Annotated in this window: 20 protein-coding genes; 10 read left to right on the top strand and 10 right to left on the bottom strand. The window is 70.1% G+C overall.

Annotated elements, in window-relative coordinates; all coding sequences use genetic code 11:
- Positions 1-18 precede the first annotated feature (18 nt).
- The 4 genes from ABD378_RS34205 to ABD378_RS34190 are packed head-to-tail and all read left to right on the top strand — an operon-like array spanning position 19 to position 4998.
- The gene (locus ABD378_RS34205) at positions 19-978 is read left to right on the top strand and encodes an ABC transporter permease (RefSeq protein ID WP_344527425.1); all 960 of its coding nucleotides are present in this window, start codon (positions 19-21) and stop codon (positions 976-978) included.
- Positions 978-2969 (top strand): dipeptide/oligopeptide/nickel ABC transporter permease/ATP-binding protein, encoded by a 1992-nt coding sequence (locus tag ABD378_RS34200; RefSeq protein WP_344527423.1) that lies wholly within the window; start codon positions 978-980, stop codon positions 2967-2969. The genes ABD378_RS34205 and ABD378_RS34200 overlap by 1 nt, the downstream gene beginning before the upstream one ends.
- Before the next feature lie 41 nt (positions 2970-3010).
- A complete protein-coding gene (locus ABD378_RS34195) occupies positions 3011-4066 on the top strand; it encodes an oligopeptide/dipeptide ABC transporter ATP-binding protein (RefSeq protein WP_344527599.1) in 1056 nt (351 codons plus the stop codon).
- Complete coding sequence (locus tag ABD378_RS34190) at positions 4063-4998, top strand: dihydrodipicolinate synthase family protein (protein ID WP_344527421.1); 936 nt, start codon at positions 4063-4065, stop codon at positions 4996-4998. Before ABD378_RS34195 ends, ABD378_RS34190 begins: the two co-directional genes overlap by 4 nt.
- A 211-nt stretch (positions 4999-5209) precedes the next feature.
- On the opposite strand, the gene ABD378_RS34185 is transcribed toward ABD378_RS34190, so the two are convergent.
- From ABD378_RS34185 to leuA, 5 genes are all read right to left on the bottom strand, one after another.
- Positions 5210-5887, bottom strand: coding sequence for a response regulator (locus ABD378_RS34185; protein WP_344527419.1), 678 nt, complete (start codon positions 5885-5887; stop codon positions 5210-5212).
- Positions 5884-7122 (bottom strand): sensor histidine kinase, encoded by a 1239-nt coding sequence (locus tag ABD378_RS34180; protein ID WP_386545170.1) that lies wholly within the window; start codon positions 7120-7122, stop codon positions 5884-5886. The genes ABD378_RS34185 and ABD378_RS34180 overlap by 4 nt, the downstream gene beginning before the upstream one ends.
- Before the next feature lie 65 nt (positions 7123-7187).
- Positions 7188-9287: an MMPL family transporter gene (locus ABD378_RS34175; RefSeq protein ID WP_344527418.1), complete on the bottom strand. Its 2100-nt coding sequence runs from the start codon at positions 9285-9287 to the stop codon at positions 7188-7190.
- A 168-nt stretch (positions 9288-9455) separates the two neighbouring features.
- Positions 9456-10190 carry a TerB family tellurite resistance protein gene (locus ABD378_RS34170; RefSeq protein WP_386545167.1) on the bottom strand — a complete coding sequence of 245 codons (735 nt, stop codon included), beginning with the start codon at positions 10188-10190 and terminating at the stop codon, positions 9456-9458.
- A 150-nt stretch (positions 10191-10340) separates the two neighbouring features.
- The gene (gene leuA / locus ABD378_RS34165; RefSeq protein WP_344527416.1) at positions 10341-12068 is read right to left on the bottom strand and encodes a 2-isopropylmalate synthase; all 1728 of its coding nucleotides are present in this window, start codon (positions 12066-12068) and stop codon (positions 10341-10343) included.
- Between the two features lie 297 nt (positions 12069-12365).
- Here leuA and ABD378_RS34160 point away from each other — a divergent pair, with 297 nt between their 5' ends.
- The 4 genes from ABD378_RS34160 to ABD378_RS34145 all read left to right on the top strand — a co-directional run bounded on the left by ABD378_RS34160 (position 12366) and on the right by ABD378_RS34145 (position 16428).
- Positions 12366-13436, top strand: a complete 1071-nt coding sequence (locus ABD378_RS34160; RefSeq protein WP_344527414.1) for a M4 family metallopeptidase — start codon at positions 12366-12368, stop codon at positions 13434-13436.
- 25 nt (positions 13437-13461) lie between these two features.
- The gene (locus ABD378_RS34155) at positions 13462-13728 is read left to right on the top strand and encodes a protealysin inhibitor emfourin (RefSeq protein ID WP_344527412.1); all 267 of its coding nucleotides are present in this window, start codon (positions 13462-13464) and stop codon (positions 13726-13728) included.
- Positions 13729-13828: 100 nt separating this feature from the next.
- The gene (locus ABD378_RS34150; RefSeq protein WP_344527410.1) at positions 13829-15193 is read left to right on the top strand and encodes a GH1 family beta-glucosidase; all 1365 of its coding nucleotides are present in this window, start codon (positions 13829-13831) and stop codon (positions 15191-15193) included.
- Positions 15190-16428 (top strand): MFS transporter, encoded by a 1239-nt coding sequence (locus ABD378_RS34145; protein WP_344527408.1) that lies wholly within the window; start codon positions 15190-15192, stop codon positions 16426-16428. The genes ABD378_RS34150 and ABD378_RS34145 overlap by 4 nt, the downstream gene beginning before the upstream one ends.
- A gap of 21 nt (positions 16429-16449) precedes the next feature.
- On the opposite strand, the gene era is transcribed toward ABD378_RS34145, so the two are convergent.
- Positions 16450-17418, bottom strand: coding sequence for a GTPase Era (era, locus tag ABD378_RS34140; RefSeq protein WP_344527406.1), 969 nt, complete (start codon positions 17416-17418; stop codon positions 16450-16452).
- A gap of 178 nt (positions 17419-17596) precedes the next feature.
- On the opposite strand from era, the gene ABD378_RS34135 reads away from it, so the two are divergent.
- Both ABD378_RS34135 and ABD378_RS34130 read left to right on the top strand, forming a co-directional pair.
- A complete protein-coding gene (locus tag ABD378_RS34135) occupies positions 17597-18946 on the top strand; it encodes an ammonium transporter (RefSeq protein ID WP_386546809.1) in 1350 nt (449 codons plus the stop codon).
- Positions 18943-19281: a P-II family nitrogen regulator gene (locus tag ABD378_RS34130; protein WP_344527404.1), complete on the top strand. Its 339-nt coding sequence runs from the start codon at positions 18943-18945 to the stop codon at positions 19279-19281. The genes ABD378_RS34135 and ABD378_RS34130 overlap by 4 nt, the downstream gene beginning before the upstream one ends.
- A gap of 215 nt (positions 19282-19496) precedes the next feature.
- Here the strand turns inward: ABD378_RS34130 and ABD378_RS34125 are convergent, their stop codons facing one another.
- From ABD378_RS34125 to ybeY, 4 genes are all read right to left on the bottom strand, one after another.
- Entirely contained in the window at positions 19497-19850 is a 354-nt protein-coding gene (locus tag ABD378_RS34125; RefSeq protein WP_344527402.1) for a cytidine deaminase, read from the bottom strand.
- Positions 19851-19929: 79 nt separating this feature from the next.
- Positions 19930-20286, bottom strand: coding sequence for an MmcQ/YjbR family DNA-binding protein (locus tag ABD378_RS34120; protein WP_344527400.1), 357 nt, complete (start codon positions 20284-20286; stop codon positions 19930-19932).
- Positions 20283-21584, bottom strand: coding sequence for a hemolysin family protein (locus tag ABD378_RS34115; RefSeq protein WP_344527398.1), 1302 nt, complete (start codon positions 21582-21584; stop codon positions 20283-20285). Before ABD378_RS34115 ends, ABD378_RS34120 begins: the two co-directional genes overlap by 4 nt.
- A gap of 4 nt (positions 21585-21588) precedes the next feature.
- Positions 21589-22086, bottom strand: a complete 498-nt coding sequence (ybeY, locus tag ABD378_RS34110; protein WP_344527396.1) for an rRNA maturation RNase YbeY — start codon at positions 22084-22086, stop codon at positions 21589-21591.
- Between the last annotated feature and the right edge of the window lie 7 nt (positions 22087-22093).

Genomic DNA, 22093 nt, shown 5'->3' with positions numbered 1-22093 from the left:
CGTTGGGAGTAGTACGACGTGACCGCGATCGTCAGAATCCTGGCCCGCCGCCTCGCCCTGCTCGTCCCGCTGCTGCTCGGCATCGTCCTGTTCGTCTTCCTCGTGATGCGGTTCTCGGACGTCGATCCGGCGTCGGCGTTCTTCCAGGGCGCCAATCCGACCGAGGAGCAGCTGCAGCAGTTCCGCGAGGAGAACGGCCTGCTCGATCCGCTGCCGGTGCGCTACGTCGCGTTCGTCGGCGATCTGCTCCAGGGCGACATGGGCATCAGCGTGCTCACCCGCTCACCGGTGGTGGACCAGGTCACCACCGCGCTTCCGCTCACCGTGCAGCTGACCTTCATGGGGCTCGGCATCGCGGTGGTGATCTCGCTCCTTCTCGGCGTGACCGCCGCGATCTACCGCGACCGGCTGCCCGACCAGCTCATCCGCGTCATCTCGCTGACCGGTGTGGCGGCGCCCGGCTTCTGGCTGGCGCTGCTCATGATCCAGTACCTGGCGGTGGAAGCGGGCTGGTTCCCGACCGGCGGATACGTCAACCCCGGTGATTCCTTCACCGGTTGGCTCAAGACGATGACGCTCCCCGCCTTCGCGCTCTCGCTGCCCGTGGCCGCCGGGCTGACCCGCATCATCCGTACGGCTGTGGTCGAGGAGCTGGACAAGGACTACGTACGGACGGCGATCGGCAGCGGCCTGCCGCCGGTCGTGGTCGTCGGCCGCAACGTCCTGCGCAACGCCCTCATCAATCCGCTGACCGTGCTCGGCCTGCGCGTGGGCTATCTGCTCGGCGGCGCGGTCGTCATCGAGACGATCTTCTCGCTGCCCGGGATGGGGAAGCTGATGATCGACGCCGTGAAGAACGGCGACCCGGCCGTCGTGCAGGGGGTCGTCATCACGACGGCCGTCGGGTTCGTGGTCGTGAACCTGGTCCTCGACATCCTCCACCTGCTGGTCAATCCGCGCCTGAGGGGGACCGCCTGATGATCATGTCGCGCAAGGCTCTGACCGAGCGGCTCTCGCAGCCCGGCATCCGGCTGCGCTCCCTGCGCAGGCTGCCGGTCCTCTCACGGATCGCGGTGGCGGTCGTCGGCGTGGTCGTGCTCGTGGCACTCTTCGCGCCGCTGATCGCCCCGCACGACCCGCTCGACCAGCAGCCGCAGGTCGACGGCACCGGACACCCGTCCGGTGACCACTGGATGGGGCAGGACAGCCTCGGCCGGGACATCCTCAGCAGGCTGATGTACGGGGCCCGCTGGTCCCTGGCGATCGGGCTCGGGGCGACGCTGCTTGCCCTGATCGTCGGCGCCGTGCTCGGCGCTGTCGCGGCGACCTCGCGCAAGGCGGTCGACGAGACGCTGATGCGGTGCCTTGACATCGTCATGGCCTTCCCCGGGATCGCGCTCGCCGCCGTGCTCGTGGCGGTCTTCGGAGGCGGCATCCTCGTCCTGATCTGCGCCATCGCGTTCCTGTTCACCCCGCCGATCGCACGGGTCGTACGCGCGAACGTGATGGATCAGTACGGCGAGGACTATGTCGTCGCCGAACGCATCGTCGGCGCCCGCACCCCACACATCCTCATCAAGCACGTGGCCATCAACTGCGCCGCGCCGATCCTGGTGTTCTGCACGGTGCAGGTCGCCGAGGCCATCGTCTTCGAGGCCTCGCTGTCCTTCATCGGCGCGGGCGTGCGCCCGCCGGACCCCTCCTGGGGCAGCGTCATCGCCGACGGCAAGAACATGGTGCTGCTCGGCGGCTGGTGGGCCACGGTCTTCCCGGGCCTCCTGATGCTGATCACGGTCCTCGCCCTGAACATCCTCTCCGAGGGCGTATCGGACGCGTGGGCGGCGCCCGCGACGCGCGACGTGCCGGGCGCGGCCCGCAAGGAGGACCGCATCGAGGCTCCCGAGCCGGGCAGCGGCAAGGTCCTGGAGCTGCCGGGCCTGACCGAGGCCGCCCAGCGCCTGCGCTCACGCGCACGGCCACTGCCGGAGGGGCCTGCGGTGCTCACCGTCTCCGATCTCGCGATCGGCTTCGACGCCCGCCACGGCGGGGTGGACATCGTGGACGGCATCAGCTTCCACGTACGGCCGGGTGAAGTCCTCGGCCTGGTCGGCGAGTCGGGCTGCGGCAAGTCGCTCACCGCACTGACCGTGATGGGCCTGGAGCCGAAGGGCGCGCGAGTCAGCGGCCAAGTCACGTTCAACGGCGAGCAGTTGCTCGGCATGCCGATGCGCATCCGCAGGCGGCTGCTCGGCCACGACATGGCGATGATCTACCAGGACGCACTGTCGTCCCTCAACCCCGCGATGACGGTCCGGTCCCAGCTCAAACAGGTCGTACGAAGGGGAGGCCGCCGCACATCGGTCGAACTCCTCGAACTGGTCGGCCTGGACCCGGACCGCACCCTGCGCAGCTATCCGCACGAACTCTCCGGCGGCCAGCGGCAGCGCGTCCTGATCGCGATGGCGCTCTCCCGCGACCCGAAACTGATCGTCGCGGACGAGCCGACGACGGCCCTGGACGTCACGGTCCAGGCCCAGGTGATCCAACTCCTCCTGCGCCTGCGCGAGGAGCTCGGCTTCGCCCTGATCCTCGTCTCGCACGACCTGGCCCTCGTCGCGGACGTCACCGACCGGGTGGTGGTGATGTACGGAGGCCAGATCGTCGAGACGGGCGTGACGGCGGACCTCGTCGAGGCGCCCTCGCACCACTACACGCGCGGCCTGCTCGGCTCGGTGCTCTCGCTCGAATCGGCGGCGGAACGCCTGACCCAGATCAAGGGCGTCGTCCCCTCGCCCGCCGACTTCCCCGCGGGCTGCCGGTTCGCCGACCGGTGCCCCCTCGCGAGCGAGGTCTGCCGCACGACGGCACCTCAACTCACCGGCGGGGCACGGCATTCCATCGCCTGCCACCACCCGGCGGAACAGCCGCCGGGCGTGCCGCGGCCCAGAGGAAGCGAGGCCCTCAAGTGACCGCAGAAGACCCGACCCCCGAAGCCCCGGCCACCGCAGACATGGCCGCAGAAGACCCGACCCCCGAAGACCTGATCACCCTCTCCGACGCGCACGTGGTGCACCGGGCGCGCTCGGGCGGACTGCTCTCACGCGACCGCGTGTACGCCCTGACCGGCGCCGATCTGACCATCGCGCCCGGCGAGACGGTGGGCGTCGTGGGCGAGTCGGGCTGCGGCAAGTCGACGCTCGCGAAGGTGCTCGTGGGGGTGCAGCGGCCCACGGCGGGCACGGTGTCCTTCCGGGGGCGTGACCTGTGGACGATGAAGCCCGCCGAGCGCCGGACCGCGATCGGCCGGAACACCGCCATGATCTTCCAGGACCCCTCGACCGCCCTGAACCGCAGACTGACGGTACGGCAGATCCTCCGGGACCCACTGGATGTCCACAGGATGGGGACACCCGCCCAACGCCACGAACGCGTACGGGAGTTGATGTCACTGGTCGGCCTCCCCAAGGTCCTCGCGGACGGCCTGCCCGGACAACTCTCCGGCGGTCAGCGCCAGCGCGTGGCGATTGCCCGCGCCCTGGCCCTCGAACCGGAGCTGGTGGTGGCGGACGAGCCGACGAGCGCGCTCGACGTCTCCGTACGCGCCCAGATCCTCAACCTCCTCCTGGACCTGAAGGAGCGGCTCGGCCTTGCCCTGGTCTTCGTGTCGCACGACATCCAGACGGTGCGGAGGATGAGCGACCGGGTCATCACCATGTACCTGGGCAGGATCGTGGAGGAATCGCCGGCGGAGGAGATCCTGGACAGAGCCCGCCACCCGTACACACGGGCCCTCTTCTCGGCGACGCCCGGCCTCCTGGACCCCATCGACCCGATCCCGCTCGTCGGCCCGGTGCCGTCGGCCACGCGACCGCCGAGCGGATGCCCCTTCCGTACGCGGTGCTGGAAGGCGGACGACGCCTGCGCCGCCACCATGCCGGACTTCGCATCGACCGAGGGGTCCGGGCACCGCTACCGCTGCCACCACCCCGTGCGGGACGGCCAGTCCACGCACGAGCTAGTGATCCAGTCCGCCGCCACGGACGCGAGCCCCAGGGAGACTCCATGACCATGCCCACCCCGCTGACCGGTGTCGTTCCGCCCGTCTGCACTCCCCTGACACCGGACCACGAGGTGGACACGGCGTCCTTGACGAGGCTGGTCGATCATCTCGTCGGGGGTGGCGTGGACGGTCTCTTCGTCCTCGGCTCTTCGTCGGAGGCGGCGTACCTGACGGATGCTCAGCGGGGGGTCGTGATCGACACCGTGGTGGGGCATGTCGGGGGCCAACTCCCGGTCCTGGCAGGGGTGATCGACATGGCTACGCCAAGGGTTCTGGATCACGTCCGGTCGGTTACGGATGCGGGGGCGGACGGGGTGGTGGCGACGGCTCCCTTCTACACGCGCACGCATCCGGCGGAGGTGGCCCGCCACTTCCGCCTGGTGGCGGCGGGGTCGCCGGTGCCGGTCTTCGCGTACGACCTTCCGGTGGCGGTCCACTCCAAGCTGGGCGCGGAGTTGGTTCTGGAGCTGGCTTCGGAGGGGGTGCTTGCCGGGCTGAAGGACTCCAGCGGGGAGGAGGGGAACTTCCGGGAGGTGGTGCTGGGGGCGCGGCTGCGTCCTGATGTGACGGGATTCAGCGTGCTGACGGGGTCGGAGACGACGGTGGATGCGGCGTTGGCGATGGGGGCGGACGGGGTGGTGCCGGGGCTTGGGAATGTGGACCCGGAGGGGTATGCGCGGCTTTACCGCTACTGCCGGGAGGGGGACTGGGGGCGGGCGCGGGTTGAGCAGGAGCGGTTGTGTGGTCTTTTCGGGATGGTGGGGGTGGGGGATGCGGGGCGGATGGGGGGTAGTTCGTCGGCGCTGGGGGCGTTCAAGGCGGCGCTGTACCTGCGGGGTGTGATTGCTTGTCCTGTTACGGCGGAGCCGCAGGTTCCGCTGGCCTCCGGGGAGGTTGAGCGGGTGGGGAAGTTTTTGGCGGGGGCGGGGTTGTTGTAAAGGCGGTCCCTGCGGGGCTTTCCCCAATCCCACCCCTTCCCGAAACCATGGGGCTCCGCCCCCTGGACCCCCGACAAGATGGCCTCAAACGCCGGCCGGGCTGGATATATCCAGCCCGGCCGGAATCTTCCAGCCCGTCCGGCGTTTGAGGACGAACTCGGCGAAGCCGGTGATCGACCGAGCCACGTCGGGGTCTGGGGCGGAGTCCCCCCTAAGCCGCCCCCGTCACCCCCGGCCGCACCAACCCCGACTCATACGCCACAATCACCAGCTGAGCCCGATCCCGAACCCCCAACTTCCCCATGATCCGGCTGACATGAGTCTTCGCCGTCAAGGGACTCAACCCCAACGTCTCCGCGATCTCCGTGTTGTTCAGGCCCCGCGCCACCAGCGCCAGCACCTGGCACTCCCGCTCGCTCAACCGCCCCGCGAGCTCCTCCGGAGGTGAGACCGCCGTCGGGGCACGCAGTACCCGGGCGATCAGGCGGGACGTGGGGCCGGGTGAGAGGAGTGAGTCGCCCGCCGCCACCACGCGGATCGCGTCAAGCAGCTCCGCCGGCCTCGTGTCCTTCACCAGGAAGCCCGAAGCCCCGGCCCGCAACGCCTCCACGACATGCTCATCCGTGTCGTACGTCGTCAGCATCAGCACCTTCACCCCGGCCAGGTCCTCGTCCTCCGCAAGCAGCCGCGTCGCCTCGATACCGTCCAGATCCGGCATCCGGATGTCCATCACGATGAGATCCGCCCGCTCCGAGCGGGCCAGTTCGACCGCCGCCCGGCCCGTCCCCGCCTGCCCCACCACCTCCATGTCCGGCGCGGACTCGACCAGCATCGCGAACGCCGCCCGCACCAGCGTCTGGTCGTCGGCGAGCAGTACACGAATCGTCATCGAAGCCCTCCCAGGCCGACAGGAACCAGCGGCAGCACGGCCGACACCTCGAACCCACCACACTCACGAGGCCCCGCCTCCAACGTGCCGCCCACGCTCCGGGCCCGCTCCCGCATCCCCACAAGGCCGAACCCAGGCGTGTGCGAGGGGTCATCGGCGGCTCGCCCGTTGTCCGTGACCGTCACCATCAGCGCCGCGTCCGCCACGCCTATCCCCACCCGGATGGCGAGACCGGGCCCGCCGTGCCGCACCGCGTTGGTCAGCGCCTCCTGCACGATCCGGTAGGCCGCCGCGCCCACGGCGGGCGGCGCCGCATCCTCGCGCACCGCCAGGTCGACCTCCGCCCCCGCCGTACGCGCCGACTCCGCCAGATCGGCGAGGCCGTCGAGCCCCGGCAGCGGGCCCCGCGTCTCATCGGGCCCGACCGCCCTCAACACCTCAAGTGTGGCCCGCAGTTCGGCCCGCGCCGACCGGCAGGTGTCGGCGATGTCGTCCAGGGACCTGGCCACCGCGGCCCGGTCGAGGCGCTCCGGATCGGCGGTCAGGACATGCGCCGCGACCGACGTCTGGACGCCGACCAGTGTGATGCTGTGCGCGAGCAGATCGTGCAGATCGCGGGCGACCCGCAGCCTCTCCTCGGCGACCCGCCGCCGCGCCTCCTCCTCGCGCGTACGCTCCGCCCGCTCGGCGCGCTCAAGGACGGAGGCGACGTACTGACGGTGAATGCGCACGTACACGCCGAGCAGCAGCACCGCGACGATCCAGCCGGACATCTTCAGCACCTCGGCCACCTGATGCGGGGACACGCTCACGTTGACCGTCAGCATGGTGCTGACGACGAGGAACCCGATGATCAGGGCGCAGCGCGGGCGCCCGGACGCGGCGACGGTGTAGAGCGCGACCATGCCGACCGGGACCGCGGCCATGTGGGTGTAGTCCATGGCGTGGTACGGCGCTACGCACACCAGGACGGCCAGCAGCACGGGCACGGGACGGACTCGCCGCCACACCAGCGGCACGTGCGCGCCGAGCAACAGTGCCCAGGCGAGCAGGTCCGGCCGCCGCCCGTCCGCCACGAAGGCCGCGAGCAGTGCGGAGAGGACCGCGAGGCCCGCGGCGAACAGCGCGTCGTCCCGCAGGGCCCGCGAGGTGCCGGGCACGGCCCCCGTGAAGGGCAGCACGCCACGCGGCGTCGACGAGCTCTGGTGGACCTGAACCTGCGATTCTCTCCCCACTGCCCCATCCTCCCGTACGAGGGCGCCCCTCCGGGTGGGGAGGGGCGCCTTGATGCGGTCAACTGTCAGGAAGTGGAGACCCGTTGGGGCTCCGATTCCGTGGCCGGTCCCGTGTCCGGTCCCGCGGCCTGCACGGGGCGCGAGAGGCTCCCCGGCCACCACACCTTCCGGCCGAGCGCCACGCTCGCGCTCGTGACCAGGTACGTACGCACCAGGAACGTGTCGAGGAGCACCCCGATCGCGATCACGAAGCCCAGCTCGACCAGTGCCACCAGCGGCATGTTGGTGAGCACCGCGAACGTCGCCGCGAGGACGAGGCCCGCCGACGCGATGACGCCTCCGGTGGTGCGCAGCGCGGTCAGTGCGGCATCCCCGGGCTCGGCCCCGGCGAGGGACTCCTCCCGCATGCGGTGCATCAGGAAGATGCCGTAGTCGACGCCCAGTGCGACGAGGAAGACGAAGGACAGCAGACCGAGCCCGGGGTCCATGCCCTCGAAGCCGAAGAGCGGTTCGAAGACAAGGCCCGCGATGCCGAGGGAGGCTCCCCACACGGCGACCACCGCGGCAAGCAGCAGCAACGGCGCGACGAGGGACCGCAGCAGCACCACAAGGATCAGCAGCACCGCCACCAGGACCAGCGGCACGATGATCATGCGGTCACGCTCGTTCGTGTCCTTCAGGTCCAGCTGCTGGGCGCTTGAGCCGCCGACGTACGAGCCGTCGAGGCCGGACCGCAGTTCCTTGATCATCGCTGTCTCGCCCGCCGACTCGGGCGCGGACGTCGCGATCACGGAGATCTCCGTCCAGCCCTTGGCCGTACGTCCCTTCTCGGCGCTGTCCACACCCTTGGTGCCCTTGATGTCGGCGAGGGCCGCGGTGGCGCGGTTCGCGGGGGTCATCACGGTGATGGGCTGGGTGCCGCGCTCGGGGTAGGCCTCGGCGAGGGTCTCCATCGCGGTGACGGAGTCGGGCGTCTTGGTGAAGAAGTCCTCCTGCTTCAGCGGGCCCGGCAGGTTCAGCGCGCCCAGGGCGAGCGCGCCGAGCAGTACGGCGCCGCCGGCGAGCACGGTGAGGGGCCTGCGTCCGGCCGAACTGCCCATCGCGGTGAACAGGCTCCGCCGCTGCTTGGGTTCGCTGCCGAAGGCGGGTACGAGCGGCCAGAACACGCGCCGGCCGAGCAGGACCAGGATCGCGGGCAGCAGCGTCATCATCGCGAAGAGCGCGCACAGGACGCCGACGGTTCCCAGCGGGCCCATGCCGCTGCTGCTGTTGAGGTCCGCCGCGAGGAGGCACAGGAGCGCGGCGGCGACCGTCCCGGAGGAGGCGATCACGGCGGGTCCGCATCCCTTCAACGCGGCGATCATCGCGTCGTAGGGCCGCTCGATCCTGCGTAGTTCCTCGCGGTAGCGGGCGACGATGAGCAGCGCGTAGTCCGTGCCCGCGCCGAACACGAGGATCGTCATCATGCTGCTGCTCTGGCCGGTGACGGACATGTCGAAGCCCTTGTGCAGGCCGTACGCGACACCCATCGCCAGGTACTCCGCGATGCCCGCCACGATGAGCGGCACGAGCCACAGGAACGGGCTGCGGTAGATGAGGATCAGGAGCAGCGCGACCACGCCGGCGGTGGTGTAGAGCAGCGGCCCGCCGAGCGAGTCGTAGACCTTGGCCGCGTCGGTGTCGAGCGCCCCCGAGCCGCCGACGTCGACGCTCAACCCGCCCTCGCCGTGGGCGACTTCGCGCACGTCGTCGACAAGCGCGTCCCTTAGCTTCTCGTCCTGGCCCGGCTCGGTGCTCGCCACGGGGTACATCAGCGTGGTGCCGTCCTTGGACGGTACGGCGCGCGGGGCGGACGTCAGCTCGTGGGCCTGGCCGATCTCGGCGACCTGGGTGGCGGCGGCCTCGCGGTCGGCGGCGGTGAGGCCGCCGTCACGGTGGTAGACGAGCACCAGCTCGGTGGCCTCGCCGCCCGGCAACTGGTCCTGGATCTTGGCCACTTCGGTGGAGCCGGCGCTCGCGGGGAGGTAGTCGACGACGCGGTCCTGCTGGGCGTCGGACAGCTTCGACGCGAAGGGCCCGGCGAGCGCCATGACGGCTATCCACAGCCCGAGGAACATCCAGGGCACGGCTCGTCGCCGTCGTGCGGTGGTCTGTTCGGCCCGCATCACGGGCCTCCTTCCGGCAGGTTGGCAGGTTCGGTGCCAACCTTTCCGGAGTGAGAGGTGCCTTCCGTCGGGCGCGAGGGCGAGTTGGGGCGTACGCCAAGGGGAGGCGAAGGGGGCTCGCTACTCCCGCGGGAGTACGGGTCCTGCTCACCCGGAGCCCGGCAGAGGTCAGAAGTGCGTCGTCCGCGCCGCCACCATCAGCCGCGTCACCTCGTCAGCCCCGATGGTCAGCGCACCGCCCGCCGTGGCGAGCACCTCGCGCTCGGCGGGGGTGTACGGACCGTCGGCGAGCGCGATCCGCGCGCCCTGGAGCAGCAGCGCCTCACGCCCGGCCGGGGCGAGGTGCGGGGCCAACGGGCCGAGTGCCTCGTGGAGTTCTATGGCCAGACCGGGGCCGCAGTCCGGCACGGTCGCGCGGCCGGTGTCCGCGGCGAGCGCCTCGACGAGCGCGACGAGCTGTTCCTCGCGAGCGTCGTCGTACCCCGCTCCGCGCAGCGCGCCGACGGCCGCGTCGAGCGTCGTGCGGGACGAGGTGCCGCCCGCGGCGAGGATCGCGAGGACGACGGTGTGCACGGCGTCGCGCACCATGGCCGACAGGCGCGTGGTGGTGGGGTGGTCCAGGACGTCAGTGCCGAAGTGGTCGCCGCAGGCCGCGCACTCGACGACGGGTCCCACGGCGCCGCGCGGCAGGACCGGGACGCCGAGCAGGACGAAGCGGCGACGACCGGTGCGGCGCTGGTAGTTGCGGTCTCCGCCGCAGCCGGGGCAGAAGAACTCGCCGTCACCGACGGTGGTCCAGGCCGTATGTATGCCGATCACGCGCCTGCGCAGGACGCGCCCGCGTGAAACGGGCGTGGCGAAGATGCGGGAATCCCGGCCGTTTCGTCCCCGATCTGGCAGCACCACGCACCTCCGTAACGCCCCGGCAACATTGCCGCGTTGGGCGTGATGTTAGCCACATTGTTGATGTGGCGTCAGCACCCTGTGCGAGAGATGGCCGGTAGACGTTCGCCGGACAGGCTCATTTTCGGCCTGCCCGGCGGCCGGATGGCGTCAGCGTGCGGCGCGGTTCACCGCGGAGACCGCGGCCTTCAGCGACGCACGCGTGGTGTTGGCGTCGATGCCGATGCCCCACAGGACCTTGTCACCGATGGCGCATTCGATGTACGACGCGGCCTGCGCGGAGGCTCCCTCGCTCATCGTGTGCTCCTGGTAGTCCAGGAGGCGTACGTCGATGCCGATGCCCTGCAGCGCGTTGAAGAAGGCCGAGATCGGGCCGTTGCCGGTGCCGGTCAGGACGGTGTCGGCGCCGTCGACCGTGGCCTCGACGGTGAGCGTGTCGATGCCGTCCTTGTCCGTGGTGGTCTGGCCGTTCTTGACCTGGATGCGTCCCCACGGGTTCTGCGGGTTGGGCAGGTATTCGTCCTGGAAGATGCCCCAGATCGCGTCCGGGGTGACCTCGCCGCCCTCGGTGTCGGTCTTCGTCTGGATGATCTTCGAGAACTCGACCTGCATGCGGCGCGGCAGGTCCAGCTTGTGGTCGTTCTGCAGGACGTAGGCGATGCCGCCCTTGCCGGACTGCGAGTTGACGCGGATGACGGCCTCGTACGAACGGCCGACGTCCTTCGGGTCGATCGGCAGGTACGGGACGGCCCACTCGATGTCGTCGACCGTCTTGCCCTGCTGCTCGGCCCGGACGCCCATCGCCTCGAAGCCCTTCTTGATGGCGTCCTGGTGGGAGCCGGAGAAGGCGGTGTAGACGAGGTCACCGGCGTACGGGTGGCGCGGGTGGATCTCCATCTGGTTGCAGTACTCGGCGGTGCGGCGGATCTCGTCGATGTCGGAGAAGTCGATCTGCGGGTCCACGCCCTGCGAGAACAGGTTCATGCCCAGCGTGACCAGGTCGACGTTGCCGGTGCGCTCGCCCTGCCCGAACAGGCAGCCCTCGATGCGGTCGGCGCCGGCCATGATGGCCAGTTCGGCGGCGGCGACGGCGGTGCCGCGGTCGTTGTGCGGGTGGACGGACAGGCAGACGTGCTCGCGCCGGGTCAGGTTGCGGGACATCCACTCGAAGCGGTCCGCGTGGGTGGAGGGCGTCGAACGCTCCACCGTGGCGGGCAGGTTGAGGATGATCTCGCGGCCCTCTTCGGGCTGCCACACGTCACAGACGGCCTCGCAGACCTCCAGGGCGAAGTCCAGCTCGGTGTCCGTGAAGATCTCGGGGCTGTACTGGTATCCGAAGATGGTCTCGGGGCCCAGCAGCTTCTCGGCGTACTCCATGACCAGGCGGGTGCCGTCGACGGCGATCTGCTTGACCGCGTCCTTCGAGCCACGGAAGACGACCTCGCGCCAGACGGGCGCGGTCGCGTTGTACAGGTGGACGGTGGCGCGCTTGGCGCCGACCAGCGACTCGACGGTGCGGGAGATCAGCTCTTCGCGGGCCTGCGTCAGGACGGAGATCGTGACGTCGTCCGGGATCGCGCCGTCCTCGATGATCGACCGTACGAAGTCGAAGTCGGTCTGGCCCGATGAGGGGAAGCCGACCTCGATCTCCTTGTAGCCCATGCGGACAAGCAGGTCGAACATCTCGCGCTTGCGTGCCGGGGACATCGGGTCGATCAGCGCCTGGTTGCCGTCACGCAGGTCCGTGGAGAGCCAGCGGGGAGCGACCGTGATGCGGTTGTCCGGCCACGTGCGGTCGGGGATGTCGACCTGGTCGTACTGGCCGTACTTGTGAACCGGCATGGAAGTGGCGCGCTGCAGATTGGGCTTGATCGCCATGATGCGGGGGCTCCTCGGGAGTGTCCTTAAGGACGGCCGACGGTCGCTTCGCGAGCAACACCGAACTCCGCGGGGAGGGGGTCGGCCTCGACTACAGGCCCTCGCCGCGGCAGCTAAGGAGAAGCAGCCCGTAACGCATGATGCTCCGCAGCCTAGCCGAGCCGCGCTGTGTGCGCGGGTGCGTATCAGTATGCGGGATCGCCATCAGGTAACGGGTAAGAGGTGATCAATACCTCTATTTCACTAATCATGGTGGCAGGTAGTGACAGCGGCATGACTCAGTGCCACATTGCCGCCATGACCGCCAATCCAGGCTTCGAGCCTGTCTTCTGCACCATCATCCCGCCCCACGTGCTCGACACTCTGGCCCAGAGTGACGACACCGCGCTCGCAGGTCCCGCCCGCCGCACCCTGGAGCGGGACGCCATCGAGCGCACCCACCGCCGGCTGACCACGGTCATCGGCGCCCCGTCGGTCTCGCTGCCCAAGGAAGCGGCGGAGAGCAAACCGCACCGCACGATCTACGACGCCAAGCACAAGACCGAGCTGCCGGGCCGCAAGGTCCGCGGCGAGGGCGACAAGCCCGGCAAGGACTCGACCGTCAACCGCGCGTACGCGGGCCTCGGCGCGACCTTCGAGCTGTTCCTGAAGTCGTACCAGCGCAACTCCATCGACGGCAGCGGCCTGCCGATGAACGCGACGGTCCACTACGGCGAGAAGTACGGGAACGCATTCTGGAACGGCGAACAGATGGTGTTCGGCGACGGTGACGGCGAGATCTTCCTCGACTTCACCATCCCGGTGGACGTCATCGGCCACGAGCTGACGCACGGCGTCGTGCAGTACACGGCGAACCTCACGTACTTCGGCCAGCCCGGCGCGCTCAACGAGTCCTTCGCGGACGTCTTCGGCTCGCTGATCAAGCAGTACACGCTCGGCCAGACCGCGTCCGAGGCCGACTGGCTGATCGGCGCCGGGCTGCTCGCCCCGCGCGTCACGGGCAAGGCGCTGCGCTCCATGAAGGCCCCCGGCACGGCCTACGACGACGACGTGCTCGGCAAGGACCCGCAGCCCGCCGACATGGACCACTACGTCCGCACGGGCCGCGACAACGGCGGCGTGCACATCAACTCCGGCATCCCCAACCACGCCTTCTACCTGCTCGCCGAGGAGCTCGGCGGCAACGCGTGGGAGCGGGCTGGACAGATCTGGTACGCCGTCCTGACCGGCGGCCAACTGGCGCAGGACGCGTGCTTCGCGGACTTCGCCAAGCTGACGGTGGCCGCCGCGAGCGACAAGTACGGCGAGGGCGAGGAGCACGGGGCCGTCCTGAAGGCGTGGTCCCAGGTCGGGGTGCCTACCAACTGACCGCCCCAGGGAGTAGACAGGTTCCATGCGTATCCAGGTGAAGCGCACAGGAGGATTCGCGGGCATCGAGCGGCACGCCGAGGTCGACACCTCGGGTCTGCCCGATGCCCACGAATGGCAGGCCCTGGCCGAAGAGGCCGTGGCCGATGGCCGGAGCACGCCGCCGATAGGGGTGCCGGACGGCTTCAGCTACCAGCTCACCGTCGACGGGCACACGGTGTACTGCTCGGATCCACGCCTGACGGATCCACAGCGGAAGCTGATCACGCGCGTCCTGAAGGAAGGTGCGTAGGAGAGGCCGTAGGAGAACGGCCACAAGACATGAGAAGTGTTCACGTTTTCTGAGGTACGCCCATTGACTTCCGTACTCGGCCGTACGGAAGATCGCGCCCATGGCAGCGAGCGACGCGCGCGAACCACTACCTCAGTTCCCCCACGGCTTCCTGTGGGGGGTGTCCACTTCGGCTCACCAGATCGAGGGCGCCGTCGAGGAACGCGGCCCCTCGGTCTGGGACGCGTTCACCGCGGTGCCGGGCAGGGTGAAGGACGGCACGACGGCCGCCGTCGCCTGCGACCACTACCACCGCTACCGCGAAGACGTCGCGCTCATCCGGGAGTTGGGGGTGGGTGCGTACCGCTTCTCGGTGTCGTGGCCGCGCGTGCTGCCGAGCGGGGCGGGCGAGGTGAACGCAGCGGGCCTCGACTTCTACGACCGCCTTGTCGACGAGCTGTGCGCGGCGGGCGTGAGCCCCGTCCCGACGCTCTTCCACTGGGACACCCCCCTCTCCCTCGCCGACCAGGGCGGCTGGCTGCGGCGGGACACCGCCGAGCGTTTCGCCGAGTACGCGGCCGTGGTGGCCGCCCGCATCGGCGACCGCGCCAAGAAGTGGATCACCCTCAACGAACCCGCCGAGCACACCCTGCTCGGTCACGCGCTCGGCCAGCACGCGCCCGGCGAGCAGCTCATGTTCGACGCGCTGCCGGTGGCGCACCACCAGCTCCTCGCCCATGGCCTCGCCGTACGGGCGCTGCGCGCGGCCGGTGTCACGGACATCGGCATCGCCAACTCGCACGGCCCCACCTGGCCGGCGTCGTCCTCGGCCGAGGACACGGAGGCGGCGGACTTCTACGACGTACTCCTCAACCGCCTGTTCGCGGACCCGCTGATATGGGGCCGATACCCGGACGGCATCGGGGAGTTGATGCCGGGCGGCGGCGACATCGAGGACGACCTGAAGGTCATCTCGGAGCCGATCGACTGGTACGGCATCAACTTCTACCAGCCGACGAAGGTGGGCGCCCCGCTCCCCGCGGCGACATCCACCGAGTTCTCCGGCCTCACGCTCCCGCCCGAACTCCCCTTCGCGCCAAGGGAGATCGAGGGCCGCCCGAAGACGGACTTCGGCTGGCCAGTGGTCCCGGAGTCGCTCACCGAGCTCCTGACCGGCTTCCGCGACCGGTACGGCGACCGTCTGCCGCCACTGGTGATCACCGAGAACGGCTGCTCGTACGAGGGGCTCGACGACCAGCGGCGGATCGACTACCTCGACGGCCATCTCCGGGCCCTGCACCGGGCGTTGGAGCAGGGCGTGGACGTACGCGGCTACTTCGTCTGGTCCTTGATGGACAACTTCGAGTGGGCGGAGGGCTACCGGCAGCGCTTCGGCCTCGTCCACGTCGACTACGCCACCCTTGAGCGCACTCCGAAGGCGTCGTACGCGTGGTTGCGTGAGGCGCTGCGGGCGCAACGGGCATGACGGCCGACGCGCTGCGGGAGCCGGTCGACCGGGTCGGCCGGGGCTGGACGGCCTCCCTGTCTCTCGCCAACGGCGCGATCTGGGTGGGGTGGTACGGCCCGCTGCAGATCCTGCTCGCCGTGCAGGCGGAAGACCTGGCCCCGGCCGGCACCTCCAAGGAGACGGTCCTGGCGTGGGTGGCGGGCGCGGGGGCCGTGGTGTCCCTCGCGTCGAACCCGCTCTTCGGCGCTCTCTCGGACCGTACGACGTCTCGCTGGGGCAGGCGCACGCCGTGGATCATGGCGGGCACGGCGGGCGGCGCGGTGGCGCTCCTGCTGCTCTCGGCCGCGGGCTCGGTGTGGTGGATGGCAGCGGGCTGGTGCCTGGTCCAGCTCACGCTGAACGCCGCGTTCGCCGCGGTCACGGCGGCCGTGCCGGACCGGGTGCCACGGCTCCAGCGGGGCGCGGTGGGCGGCTGGCTCGGGGCGGCGCAGCTCCTGGGCGTGGTGGTGGGGACGGGCCTGGCGACCGTGGCCGGGGGCGTGGGCGCGGGGTACGCGGCGTGCGCGGTGTTCACGCTGGCGGGCGTGCTCCCGTACATCCTGCGCCACCGGGACCTGCGCCTCGCGCCGCGGGACAGGCCGCCGTTCGCGTGGCGGTCGTTCGCCCGCGCCTTCTGGCTGAGCCCGCGCCGCTACCCGGACCTGGGGTGGGCCTGGCTGACCCGCTTCCTGATCAACCTCAGCAACGCCCTGGTCCTGCTCTATCTCCTCTACTACCTGCGGGACCGCCTGGACCACTCCGACCCGGACGAGGGCGTACTGATCCTCACGGCGGTGAACGGCCTGACGCTGCTCGCGACGGTGGTCGTGGGCGGCGTCTGGTCGGACCGCGTGGGCCGCCGCAAGCCGTTCGTGCTCTGGTCCGGCGTACTGATGGCGGTGGCGACGGCCCTGCTGGCCGGCTGGCAGACATGGCCCGGCGCGATCGTCGCGGCCGCGGTGCTCGGGGTCGGCTTCGGCGTCTTCACATCGGTGGACTTCGCCCTGATGACGGACGTACTCCCGAAGGCGATGGACCGCGGCAAGGACATGGGCGTCATCAACATCGCCAACTCCCTGCCCCAGGTGGCGGCCCCGGTCCTCGCGGCCCCGATCGTGACGCACCTGGGGGGCTACCGGGTGCTGTATCTGGTGGCTGCGGGAGTGGGTCTGGCGGGGGCGCTCCTTGTGACGCGGATCAGGGGCGTGGAGTAGGCAGGGAGCCTGGAGCGGCCCTCAGAAGCCCAGCTTGCGCAGCTGCTTGGGGTCGCGCTGCCAGTCCTTGGCGACCTTCACATGCAGGTCGAGGAAGACCGGCGTACCCAGCAGGGCCTCGATCTGCTGGCGGGACTTGATCCCGACCTCCTTGAGGCGCTTGCCCTTCGGGCCGATGATGATGCCCTTCTGGCTTGGGCGCTCGATGTAGACGTTCGCGTGGATGTCGAGCATCGGCTTGTCCGCCGGGCGGTCCTGGCGCGGCAGCATCTCCTCCACCACGACGGCGATGGAGTGCGGCAGCTCGTCCCGTACGCCCTCGAGCGCGGCCTCGCGGATCAGCTCGGCGACCATGACCTGCTCGGGCTCGTCCGTGAGGTCACCCTCGGGGTAGAGCGGCGGGCTCTCCGGGAGCATCGGGATGATCAGGTCCGCGAGCAGCTGGATCTGCTTGTCGCCGACCGCGGACACCGGCACGATCTGCGCCCACTCGAAGCCGAGCTCCTTGCCGAGCTGGTCGATGGCGATGAGCTGCTCGGCGAGCGTCTTGCTGTCGACGAGGTCGGTCTTCGTCACGACAGCGATCTTCGGGGTCTTCTTGATCGTGGCCAGTTCCTTGGCGATGAACCGGTCGCCGGGGCCCAGCTTCTCGTTCGCGGGCAGACAGAACCCGATGACGTCGACCTCGGCCCACGTCGTACGGACGACGTCGTTGAGCCGCTCACCGAGCAGCGTGCGCGGCTTGTGGAGCCCAGGGGTGTCCACCAGGATCAGCTGGGCGTCGGGCCGGTGCACGATGCCGCGCACGGTGTGCCGCGTGGTCTGCGGCTGGTTCGCCGTGATCGCCACCTTCTGGCCGACCAGAGCATTCGTGAGGGTGGACTTGCCCGCGTTGGGGCGGCCCACGAAGCAGGCGAAGCCGGCTCGGTGGGGCGGACCCGACGATTCTGACGGCTCGGATGACTCGGTACGAACGCTCATGGCGCCCATTCTCCCTGATCGTCGGAGGGCCGCAGCACGCCGAGGCGCAGATTCCCCGCCGGTGAGCGTCCGGAAACTCTCACGCAACACGAAACACGGCGGAAACCCCCGGGTGCCCGTTCCGAAACGCACGGCGGTGACGCTCTCCCTCTGCCCCCACCCGGAGGAGAGATTCCCCGTGCAGTCCCTGTACGCGCTGTACCCGCCGAACCCACCGCACTCGCTCACGACGACCCTGGCCGCGGCCAAGGGCCCCGACACCGGCGACACCGCCTGGCTGCTCGCGGCCACCGCCCTCGTCCTGCTGATGACGCCGGGCCTCGCGCTCTTCTACGGCGGCATGGTCCGCACGAAGAGCGTCCTCAACATGCTCCTCATGAGTTTCGTGTCGATCGCCCTGGTCACGGTGGTGTGGCTGCTCGCCGGCTACTCGCTCGCGTTCGGCGACGACGCGTTCGCGGGCCTGATCGGCGGCGTCGACCACCTGGGCCTCGCGGGCATCGGCCCGAGCACGCTCACGGGGACGGTCCCCACCCTCCTCTTCACCACGTTCCAGCTGACCTTCGCGATCCTCACCACGGCGCTGATCAGCGGCGCCATCGCGGACCGCACGAAGTTCGCGGCATGGCTGGTCTTCGTTCCGGTCTGGGCGCTGCTCGTATACGTTCCCGTGGCGCACTGGGTCTGGGGCCCGGACGGCTGGATCTCCTCGTCCCTCGGCGCCCTGGACTTCGCGGGTGGCCTGGTCGTCGAGATCGCATCCGGCGCCTCCGGCCTCGCGCTCGTCCTGGTCATCGGCCCGCGCATCGGCTTCAAGAAGGACGCGATGCGCCCGCACAACCTGCCGATGGTCCTGATGGGCGCGGGCCTGCTCTGGTTCGGCTGGCTCGGCTTCAACGGCGGCTCGGCCCTCGGCGCGAACGGCCTCGCGGCGGCCTCCCTCCTGAACACCCTGCTCGCCGGGTGCACGGGCCTGCTCGGCTGGCTCTTCGTGGAGCAGCGCCGCGACGGCCACCTCACCACGTTCGGCGCGGCGTCGGGCGCGGTCGCGGGTCTCGTCGCCATCACCCCCGCGTGCGGGGTCGTCGGGGTGCTCGGCGCCGCGGTGGTCGGTCTCGCGGCGGGCGTGGTCTGCTCGTACGCCGTGGCGTGGAAGTTCCGCCTCGACTACGACGACTCGCTGGACGTGGTGGGCGTCCACCTGGTCGGCGGCGTGGTCGGCACGCTCCTGATCGGCCTGTTCGCGACGGCCACGATGACGGACGGCGCGGAGGGCCTCTTCTACGGGGGCGGGCTCGCCCAACTGGGCAAGCAGACGGTGGCGGTGCTCGTCGTGGCGGCGTACACGTTCGCGGTGACGTTCGGCATCGGCAAGGCGATCGACAAGGTGATGGGCTTCCGCGCGTCCGCCGAGGACGAGCTGACGGGCCTCGACCAGACGCACCACGCGGAGACCGCCTACGATCACGGCGTCCTGGTCGGCCCCATGAAGGGGAGCACCGTCCCGAACCACCCGAAGGGGAGCACCCTCGCATGAAGCTCGTGACCGCGGTCATCAAGCCGTTCCGTCTCGACGAGGTGAAGACGGCACTGCAGGAACTGGGCGTACAGGGCCTCACCGTCACCGAGGCGAGCGGGTACGGACGCCAGCGGGGGCACACGGAGGTGTACCGGGGCGCGGAGTACCAGGTGGACCTGGTACCGAAGGTGCGGATCGAGGTCGTCGTCGAGGACCCCGACCTCGACCCGGTGATCGACGCGATCGTCCGCGCGGCGGCCACGGGGAAGATCGGTGACGGGAAGGTGTGGGCGGTTCCGGTGGAGACGGTGGTGCGGGTACGGACGGGTGAGCGGGGCCCGGACGCGGTTTGATTTTCCCCAACCCCGCCCCTTCCCGGCTGTATCAATATGCGGCTCCGCCGCGTGGCGCCTGCGCCCCGGACCCCGACAAGATGGCCTCAATCGCCGGCCGGGCTGATTCTCAGCCCGTCCGGCGATTGAGGACGAACTCGGCGAAGCCGGTGATGACGGCAACCAAGGCCCCCGCGCCGAGCGGGTTTTCGGGAAGGGGCGGGGTTGGGGAGAAGTCAGTTCGCCTGAACCCGCACCCGGACTTCCCCATCAGGCCCCGCAAGGAAAACCGGCGTCCCGGCCCCGCCAAGGTCCCGCACAGCGGAAAGATCCTCCGCGGAAAGCGCCTCCTCGGAGGAGACGACCGCCGCGGCCTCAAGGGACTCCGCCCCGGAGGCGACAGCCATCGCCACGGCAGTACGCAACGCGGAAAGCTTCAGCGAGGAAAGCGAAACCGTCCCGGCGACATACGTCCGCCCCGTCTCGTCCCGCACAGCGGCCCCCTCGGCCACCCCATTGCGCGCCCGCGCCGAACGAGCCAGCGTAACGATCTTCCGGTCCTCAGCGTCAAGCGCAGCACTCTCGGTCATACGCCGAGCATACGGAGCAGACACAGCTGAACCACGACCGGGGCCACCGGCACCCGGCTCCCGGCACCCGGCGCAGCGCCTAGGGCCGGTCGAGCCGGAGTCGTTCCGCCCTCGGAAGACCCGCGACCACCAGGTCGTACGAGTCCTCGACGAGCTCCCGGGCCTGCTGGTCCGGGAGTCCCGCGTCCACCGTCACGGTGTTCCAGTGCCGCTTGCTCATGTGCCACCCCGGCACGATCTCCGGGTGCGCGGCGCGCAACTGGACCGCCATGTCGGGATCGCACTTCAGGTTGACGGTCAGCGGCACCCCGTCCAGCCGGCTCAGCGCGAACATCTTCCCGGCGACCTTGAACACCGAGGCCTCGGGGCCGAACGGAAACTCCTCCACCACGTCGTTGAACGACAGGCAGAAAGTGCGCAGCTCCTGCGGGGTCACGCCGACGTCTCCTTCTCCGCGCCCGACGGCGCGACCGGCTCCACGAGCACCGTCACGATCTTGTTCCGCCGCCCGGCCGCGGACTCCGCGGTGAGCCGCAGCTCCCGCCCGTCCGGCAGCGGGACGACCGCCGACGCCCCGGCGATCGGCACCCGGCCGAGCGCCTTGGCGAGCAGTCCGCCGACCGTCTCGACGTCCTCGTCGTCGAACTCGTCGAGCCCGAAGAGCTCGCCGAGGTCACCGATGTCCAGGCGCGCGGTGACGCGGTAACAGCCGTCGTCGAGCGCCTCCACCGGCGGCAGTTCACGGTCGTACTCGTCCGTGATCTCGCCGACGATCTCCTCCAGGATGTCCTCGATCGTCACGATGCCCGCCGTGCCGCCGTACTCGTCGATGACGACGGCGACGTGGTTGCGCTCCTGCTGCATCTCACGCAGCAGGTCGCCCGCGTTCTTCGTGTCGGGCACGAACGTCGCGGGGCGCATCGCCGTCGACACCAGGTCCGACTCGCTGTCGCGGTTGATGTGCGTCTTGCGGGCGAGGTCCTTCAGGTACACCATGCCGACGACGTCGTCCTCGCTCTCCCCCGTCACGGGGATGCGGGAGAAGCCGGACCGCAGCGCGAGGGTGAGCGCCTGGCGGATGGTCTTGAAGCGCTCGATGGCGACCAAGTCCGTCCGGGGCACCATGACTTCGCGTACGAGGGTGTCGCCGAGCTCGAAGACGGAGTGCACCATGCGGCGCTCGTCGTCCTCGATGAGGGATTCCTTCTCGGCAAGGTCGACCATCGCGCGCAGCTCGGCCTCGGAGGCGAACGGGCCGCGCCTGAAGCCTTTGCCGGGTGTGAGCGCGTTGCCGATGAGGATCAGGAGCGGCGGGATCGGGCCCATGATCCGGGCCAGCGGCAGCAGGACGTACGCCGCGGCCGTGGCCGTGTTGAGCGGGTGCTGGCGGCCGATGGTGCGCGGCGAGACGCCCACGGCCACGTACGACACGAGGACCATCACCGCGATGGCGATGGCGAGCGCCTCCCAGGTCTCGCGGAATTCGTTCAGGCAGGCGTACGTCACCAGGGACGCCGCGGCCATCTCGCACGCCACGCGCACGAGCAGCGCCACATTGAGATAGCGGGTGGGGTCGGCGGCGACCTGCGCGAGCTTCGCGCTGCCGCGCCGCCCCGAACGGACCGCCTCGTCCGCCCGGAAGCTGGAGGTGCGGGCGATGCCCGCCTCGGCGCATGCGGCGAGCCAGGCGACGACGACCAGGGCGACGGCTCCCGCGATCAGCTGGAAGCTCATGGCCCTAGGAGACGGTGGGCGCCGGAGACGGCCCGGTCAGGCCGTTCTCGGCGCGCCAGCCGTCGACGATGGCCGCCTGGAGGCCGAACATCTCGGCCTTCTCGTCCGGCTCCTCGTGGTCGTACCCGAGCAGGTGAAGCACCCCATGGACGGTGAGCAGCTGGAGCTCCTCGTCCATGGAGTGCTCCGTCTCCGCTTCCTTGCCCTGCTTGAGTGCGACCTCGGGGCAGAGCACGATGTCGCCGAGGAGGCCCTGCGGGGTCTCTTCCTCGTCCTTGGCGGGCGGGCGCAGCTCGTCCATCGGGAACGACATGACATCCGTCGGTCCCGGCAGGTCCATCCACTGGATGTGCAGCTGCTCCATGGCGCCGGCGTCCACGACGATCACCGAGAGCTCGGAGAGCGGGTGGATGCGCATCCGCGCGAGGGCGTGGCGGGCGATGTCGAGGATCGCCTGCTCGTCGACCTCGGTTCCGGATTCGTTGTTGACGTCGATCGACATGGTGCGG

Origin of the sequence: Streptomyces rectiviolaceus, assembly GCF_039533825.1 — a bacterium.
Taxonomy (GTDB): Bacteria; Actinomycetota; Actinomycetes; order Streptomycetales; family Streptomycetaceae; genus Streptomyces; species Streptomyces rectiviolaceus.
This window is presented reverse-complemented; position numbering and strand designations above follow the sequence as displayed.

Bases quoted from the DNA above. Each gene is read 5' to 3' on its own strand.
- ABD378_RS34185 (WP_344527419.1), bottom strand. From the start codon at position 5,887: ATGACGATTCGTGTACTGCTCGCCGACGACCAGACGCTGGTGCGGGCG.
- era (WP_344527406.1), bottom strand. From the start codon at position 17,418: ATGGGCGCCATGAGCGTTCGTACCGAGTCATCCGAGCCGTCAGAATCG.
- ABD378_RS34195 (WP_344527599.1), top strand. From the start codon at position 3,011: ATGGCCGCAGAAGACCCGACCCCCGAAGACCTGATCACCCTCTCCGAC.
- ABD378_RS34190 (WP_344527421.1), top strand. From the start codon at position 4,063: ATGACCATGCCCACCCCGCTGACCGGTGTCGTTCCGCCCGTCTGCACT.
- leuA (WP_344527416.1), bottom strand. From the start codon at position 12,068: ATGGCGATCAAGCCCAATCTGCAGCGCGCCACTTCCATGCCGGTTCAC.
- ABD378_RS34115 (WP_344527398.1), bottom strand. From the start codon at position 21,584: ATGAGCTTCCAGCTGATCGCGGGAGCCGTCGCCCTGGTCGTCGTCGCC.
- ABD378_RS34155 (WP_344527412.1), top strand. From the start codon at position 13,462: ATGCGTATCCAGGTGAAGCGCACAGGAGGATTCGCGGGCATCGAGCGG.
- ABD378_RS34175 (WP_344527418.1), bottom strand. From the start codon at position 9,287: ATGCGGGCCGAACAGACCACCGCACGACGGCGACGAGCCGTGCCCTGG.
- ABD378_RS34150 (WP_344527410.1), top strand. From the start codon at position 13,829: ATGGCAGCGAGCGACGCGCGCGAACCACTACCTCAGTTCCCCCACGGC.
- ABD378_RS34125 (WP_344527402.1), bottom strand. From the start codon at position 19,850: ATGACCGAGAGTGCTGCGCTTGACGCTGAGGACCGGAAGATCGTTACG.
- ybeY (WP_344527396.1), bottom strand. From the start codon at position 22,086: ATGTCGATCGACGTCAACAACGAATCCGGAACCGAGGTCGACGAGCAG.
- ABD378_RS34160 (WP_344527414.1), top strand. From the start codon at position 12,366: ATGACCGCCAATCCAGGCTTCGAGCCTGTCTTCTGCACCATCATCCCG.
- ABD378_RS34130 (WP_344527404.1), top strand. From the start codon at position 18,943: ATGAAGCTCGTGACCGCGGTCATCAAGCCGTTCCGTCTCGACGAGGTG.
- ABD378_RS34200 (WP_344527423.1), top strand. From the start codon at position 978: ATGATCATGTCGCGCAAGGCTCTGACCGAGCGGCTCTCGCAGCCCGGC.
- ABD378_RS34145 (WP_344527408.1), top strand. From the start codon at position 15,190: ATGACGGCCGACGCGCTGCGGGAGCCGGTCGACCGGGTCGGCCGGGGC.